Annotated in this window: 6 protein-coding genes and 1 pseudogene; 4 read left to right on the top strand and 3 right to left on the bottom strand. The window is 55.4% G+C overall.

Annotation, left to right across the window (positions count from 1 at the left end):
• The 4 genes from B3187_RS13060 to B3187_RS13075 all read left to right on the top strand — a co-directional run.
• The coding region (locus tag B3187_RS13060; protein WP_286806926.1) for an efflux RND transporter permease subunit at positions 1 to 1,749 on the top strand (1,749 nt) is incomplete at its 5' end.
• 9 nt (positions 1,750 to 1,758) lie between these two features.
• On the top strand, positions 1,759 to 2,100 hold the full coding sequence (locus tag B3187_RS13065; RefSeq protein WP_286806927.1) for a P-II family nitrogen regulator: 342 nt from the start codon (positions 1,759 to 1,761) through the stop codon (positions 2,098 to 2,100).
• A gap of 74 nt (positions 2,101 to 2,174) precedes the next feature.
• Positions 2,175 to 3,092, top strand: coding sequence for a cation diffusion facilitator family transporter (locus B3187_RS13070; protein WP_286806929.1), 918 nt, complete (start codon positions 2,175 to 2,177; stop codon positions 3,090 to 3,092).
• A 137-nt stretch (positions 3,093 to 3,229) separates the two neighbouring features.
• A complete protein-coding gene (locus tag B3187_RS13075) occupies positions 3,230 to 4,195 on the top strand; it encodes an arsenic resistance protein (protein ID WP_286806930.1) in 966 nt (321 codons plus the stop codon).
• A 66-nt stretch (positions 4,196 to 4,261) separates the two neighbouring features.
• Here B3187_RS13075 and B3187_RS13080 read toward each other — a convergent pair whose 3' ends face one another.
• The 3 genes and pseudogenes from B3187_RS13080 to B3187_RS13090 form a co-directional block, all read right to left on the bottom strand.
• Positions 4,262 to 4,621, bottom strand: coding sequence for a DUF3147 family protein (locus B3187_RS13080; protein ID WP_286806931.1), 360 nt, complete (start codon positions 4,619 to 4,621; stop codon positions 4,262 to 4,264).
• Positions 4,622 to 4,629: 8 nt separating this feature from the next.
• A complete protein-coding gene (locus tag B3187_RS13085) occupies positions 4,630 to 4,980 on the bottom strand; it encodes a DUF6488 family protein (protein WP_286806932.1) in 351 nt (116 codons plus the stop codon).
• 28 nt (positions 4,981 to 5,008) lie between these two features.
• Positions 5,009 to 5,299 (bottom strand): annotated as a pseudogene (locus tag B3187_RS13090) (HupE/UreJ family protein); the annotation flags it as partial.

Here is a 5,299-nt window from a genome sequence, read left to right on the forward strand (position 1 = left end):
CTGCCCCTGTTCAGCTTGCAGGGCGTGGAAGGCGCGACCTTCCGACCCCTGGCCTACACCGTGTCGCTGGCCATGGTGGGCTCCCTGATTTTCGCCTTGGTGGTGGCGCCGGTGGCGGCCTCACTGTTAATGCGTCGTCCGAAATCGGGACAATCCTCGAGTGAGCCTGGCGGGTTGATTGGCTTTATCGCCCGTGGGTACCGACCGCTCTTGAACGGTATTATCCGCCGCCGCTGGATTGGGGTGGCTATCGCCGGTGTTGTCTTAGCCGTCGGGGTGGCTGTCGGTCCGCGTCTCGGTTCAGAGTTTGTGCCCCGATTCAACGAGGGGGATCTGCTGATTCGTGCCACCATGGCCCCCTCCATCTCGCTGGATAAAGCCAAACAGTCCATGACGCTGTTTGAGCGCCAGCTATTGGAGCGCTTTCCCGAGGTGACTCAGGTGGTGACCCGCATAGGTCGCGGTGAAGTGGGGGCGCATGCCGACCCGGTGAACAACGCGGAAATCTTTGTCGGGCTCAAACCCAAGGATCAGTGGCAGACGGCGGAAACCCTAGATGGCCTCTATTCTGCCATGAGTGCTGAGTTTGAAGACTTTCCGGGTACCAAATTCAACTTCACCCAGCCGATTGCCGCCGCTGTCGATGAACTGCTAACGGGCACGAAGGCCGAGCTGGCCGCGAAGCTATTTGGTGATGATCTTGATGTTCTGGATCGAAAAGCCACGGAAATTGCCGAGGTAATGCGTCAAGTCGCCGGAGGTGAAGATGTGCAGAAGGACCAAGTGGGTGGTACGCCTCAGGTCCAGATCACGTTAGACCGGGAGGCCATTGCCCGCTATAACTTGAATGTGTCGGATGTGCAGGAAACCATCAGCATTGCTGTGGGGGGCGACAGCGCCGGTCAGGTGTTCGAAGGTATTCGTCGGTTCGATATCTACGTGCGCCTGGCAGAGTCGTCAAGAGACCGAACCGACGTCATTCGGGACCTAAAGGTTCGCAACGAACAGGGCCAGCAGATTCCTCTCAGTGAACTGGCCAGTGTGGAAGAAGTGGTTGGTCCACGGCAAGTCACCCGGGAGAACAACCAACGCTTTATCACCGTTCAGGCCAATGTGCGTGGCCGGGATATTGGCTCCTATGTGGCCGAGGCGGACCAGGTTATTGCCGAGCAGGTGGACCTTCCGCCAGGCTATTTCCTGAAATGGGGCGGGCAATTCGAACTTCAGCAGCAGGCCAACAAACGCCTGATGGTGGTGGTTCCGATCACCTTGGCGCTGGTATTTTTCATGCTGTACGCGAACTTCGGTTCACTGCGCAATGCTTTGCTGATCATGCTCAATATTCCTCTGGCCCTGGTCGGCGGTATTGTGTCGCTGTGGCTGGCAGGGCTGAGCTTGTCGGTACCGGCCTCCGTGGGTTTTATCGCCCTGTTTGGCATCGCGCTGGAAAACGGTCTGGTATTGGTCAGTTACCTGAACGAATTGGTGCGCGATGGTGTGCCCATGGCGAAAGCCTGTGTTCAGGGCGCAATGGCACGCTTGCGTCCGGTCATCATGACCGCCGTCACCACCGGCCTGGGCCTGGCCCCGTTGCTATTCGCCACAGGGACGGGCAGCGAAGTCCAACGGCCCTTGGCGGCTGTTGTCATTGGTGGGCTGGTAACCGCGACCATTCTCACACTGGTAATTCTGCCAGCTCTCTACCCCTGGTTCGCCGATCGTTCCAACGGCGACAACTCAACGTCTTGAGGTGACACCATGCAAGAGATAAAAGCCTACATCAAAACGCGTAAACTGGAATCGGTCACTCTGGCGCTGCATCGCCTGGATGGCATTACCGGGATGAGCGTCTCGGAAGTCCGGGGTTTCGGTCGCAGCAAGGCGCAGAGCAGCGCCACGCACCCGATTGCGGGTGCGTCGGAGTTCTCCGAGCATGTGAAGGTGGAGATCGTGTGTCAGGACCACCTCGTCGATGCCGTAGTGGAGCTGCTGAAAACCGAAGCCCACACTGGGCTTAGGGGGGACGGCCGTATCTTTGTTAGCGACATCAGACGTGCGATCCGCATTCAGGATGGTGTTGAAGATTCAAGCGTCACCTAATGTTGAGTAGCTGGGATGCCACTGGGCATCCCAGCCCTTCTTTCAGACTGTATATTCAAGGGAGCGGCTATCCCATGGGACATGAGCACAACCATGGCGTTGGCGCCATGGGCGATAAACGTCTGATTGCTGCCATTGGCGTCAATGCAATACTGACACTAGCGCAAGTGGTCGGCGGGATACTGTCTGGTAGCCTGTCGCTCATAGCTGATGCACTCCATAATCTGAGCGATGCCGCATCACTAGCGATCGCGCTCATCGCGCGCAAAATCGGTCGCAGACCGCCCGATGCCTCCAAAACCTTCGGCTACCGACGCAGTGAAACCATAGCGGCCTTGATCAACCTGGTCACGCTGATCATCGTCGGTATGTACCTTGTCTACGAGGCTATAGGGCGGCTATTTGCCCCGCAGCCCATCGAAGGCTGGACAGTGGTCGTGGTGGCAGGGATAGCTCTGATTGTAGATCTTGCCACAGCCATACTCACCTACACGATATCAAAGAACAGTATGAACATTAAGGCGGCGTTCTTGCACAATGTGTCGGACGCGATGGCATCCGTCGGTGTTGTTATAGCGGGAACTTTGATACTGCTGTATGGCTGGAACTGGACGGACACAGTGCTGACATTGATGATCGCTGGGTACGTGCTGTGGCAAGGCTTCAGTATGCTACCGAAAACCATTCACTTGTTGATGGAGGGCACACCAAAGGGCGTCTCCATTGATGAGGTGATCAGCGCCATGGAGCATTTGGACGATGTTGTGGGCGTCCATCATGTACATGTCTGGGAACTTGCTGAACACACAATCGCACTGGAAGCACATGTTGTCGTAAAGAAGGCCAATCTGCCCGATATTGAACGGGTCAAGACCGATTTAAAACGTGTGCTTCATGACCAATTTGACGTCAGCCACTCAACACTTGAAATTGAGCAGGAAGGCAGTGGCTGTGTCGACACGCAGACCAACAGAAAGCACGGCAGTGCGTAAGCATGCCCTACGGGTGCTTCCCTAACCCGACCGCGCCGACACAAAGGTAAACGATACAAATCCACAGGCACATGCCAGAATCGATCCACGAGTATCTCTTCCTCGTCAAGTTTAAGCATTATTACGGGATCCGTTAAATGCGCGAAAAACTCGAGCAGTATCAGGTCTGGATTTATCTGGTTGCCATTCTGGCCGGCATGGCCATCGGCTGGAAGTCACCAGGGCATACCCGTGATTGGGAGGTAGTGCTTTGGCCAGTCCTGGGGATTCTCCTCTATTCCACCTTCACCCAGGTGCCATTGATCCACCTCACATCGGCGTTTCGCGATCGCCGCTTCCTGGCCGCATTGCTGACCGGCAATTTTGTTCTATTACCGGTGATCGTCGGCGCCCTCTTGCTGCTATTGCCGGATGATCCCGCCATTCGCCTCGGCGTGCTATTGGTTCTATTGGTACCCTGTACCGACTGGTTTATCAGCTTTACTCACCTCGGTGGTGGGGACGGTGCCCGGGCCATTGCGGCCGCGCCGGTACTGCTGATTGTCCAGCTTATTTTGCTACCCGTGTATATCTGGCTATTCATGGGGGATCTGGCCATTGAGCTCGCCGTAGGCAGCCACTTGCTGCCGGCGTTCTTCGGATTGATTGTCATACCACTGATTTTGGCCTGGTTGACCGATCGGGTGGCGGAAAGACACCTGCGGGCGCAAAGACTTGTAGGCTGGCTGGGGTGGCTGCCCGTGCCACTGCTGGCACTGGTGGTGTTTCTGATTGCCGGCTCCCAGGTCAGCCTGGTGATAGACAACAGCTCCCTTCTCTGGTCGGCGCTCGCGGCCTTTGTGCTTTACTTGATTCTCGCCGCCTTTATCGGCAAGGGGTTGAGTGAGCTATTCGGGTTCACACCCGCCGTTGGCCGGACCCTTACCTTCAGTCTCGGTACCCGAAACTCCTTTGTCATGCTGCCACTGGCATTGTCACTGCCAGAGGTCTGGAGCGCCGCCGTGGTGGTGATCGTTTTTCAATCGCTGGTGGAGTTATTTGGCATGGTGGCTTATTTGCGTTGGGTGCCGAGTTACCTGATCAAGGATGCTTCTAATCGTTAGCCGTTGTTGAAAAAGCGGTCCCTTCATAGAGGTCGCTCGGCCGACAACAGCGCTGGTGCTCCCCCTCTACGGCTTCAATTCAATACCAAACTGACCAACCAGTAATGAAAACAGCCAAAAACAGGCAGCAGTCACTAAAGCACTGGCTAGCAGCGTAGGCCAAAATCCGATTCGGGGAAGCAACGTCGGAAATACTAAAAACATGGGAAGTGTAGGCACCACGTACCAGAACGTATACCACGCGTGATTGGCCACTTTTTCTGGCGACTGCGTTTCGACGTGCAACCAAATCAGAGCCAGAATCGTGACCAACGGTAGTGCCGCAACCAAAGCACCCAGCTTGTCGTTGCGTTTAGCGACCTCAGAAACCACTACTACGACGGCAGCGGTAATCAGGTATTTGGTTATGATCCATTGCCATGTCATAAATGTCGTTACTCCAGACCGTCGAATTCACCCGTGAAATTCGCGTCGTAGACTTCCCCGTTGCTCGATATGAGCACGTAGAGTGTTTTTTCCACAGTCGTATTGGGCACCGAGACAATGAAATAACCTCTGCCTTTTTTATGGATTTTTACAGCGCCTGCTGGCGTAGCCTTCCAGCTTTCGGGCAGTTTTCCAAAACCGAGGCCCGCGTCCTTCTCGGTCAATCGCGCGGTTGCCTCTTTGGCGAGTTGAAGCGCCGACGATTCGGGAATCGGCCCATGGGCGTGATCTCTGCCTGCGAAAGCCTGCTGAAAGCCGGACAGTAAAATCAGTGTCAAAATGACGGTGAAAAGTTTCATAACGCATTTCCTCAATAGTTAAATAAGATTAATGTGAGTGGGGTTTGCCACCTTCGTGGCGGTGGACTTCAGGTGTCTCGGACTGCGGCTCAGCGGATGGCGCTTGCAGCTCAAGACGTTTCGGGTAATTCGACAGAGGAGCGTTGTTATCCTCCATGTCCTCGTGCGCGTGTTGGTGATCATCCCGGTTGAGCGGAAAATCATCCGTGTACTGCGTGTGCTGAAACCCATGCAACTGCATCAGTAGCAACAGGCCACCAGCAAGCATCAGCGCCACGTTGGAAGCTCTGCTGAAGCGCTCAAACGATGCGGTTTTTCG

Source organism: Marinimicrobium sp. UBA4209 (assembly GCF_002381585.1).
GTDB lineage: Bacteria > Pseudomonadota > Gammaproteobacteria > Pseudomonadales > Cellvibrionaceae > Marinimicrobium > Marinimicrobium koreense.

What these genes read in the sequence shown, in the direction of transcription:
- B3187_RS13065 (WP_286806927.1), top strand. Translation starts at nt 1,759, where the DNA reads ATGCAAGAGATAAAAGCCTACATCAAAACGCGTAAACTGGAATCGGTC.
- B3187_RS13080 (WP_286806931.1), bottom strand. Translation starts at nt 4,621, where the DNA reads ATGACATGGCAATGGATCATAACCAAATACCTGATTACCGCTGCCGTC.
- B3187_RS13075 (WP_286806930.1), top strand. Translation starts at nt 3,230, where the DNA reads ATGCGCGAAAAACTCGAGCAGTATCAGGTCTGGATTTATCTGGTTGCC.
- B3187_RS13070 (WP_286806929.1), top strand. Translation starts at nt 2,175, where the DNA reads ATGGGACATGAGCACAACCATGGCGTTGGCGCCATGGGCGATAAACGT.
- B3187_RS13085 (WP_286806932.1), bottom strand. Translation starts at nt 4,980, where the DNA reads ATGAAACTTTTCACCGTCATTTTGACACTGATTTTACTGTCCGGCTTT.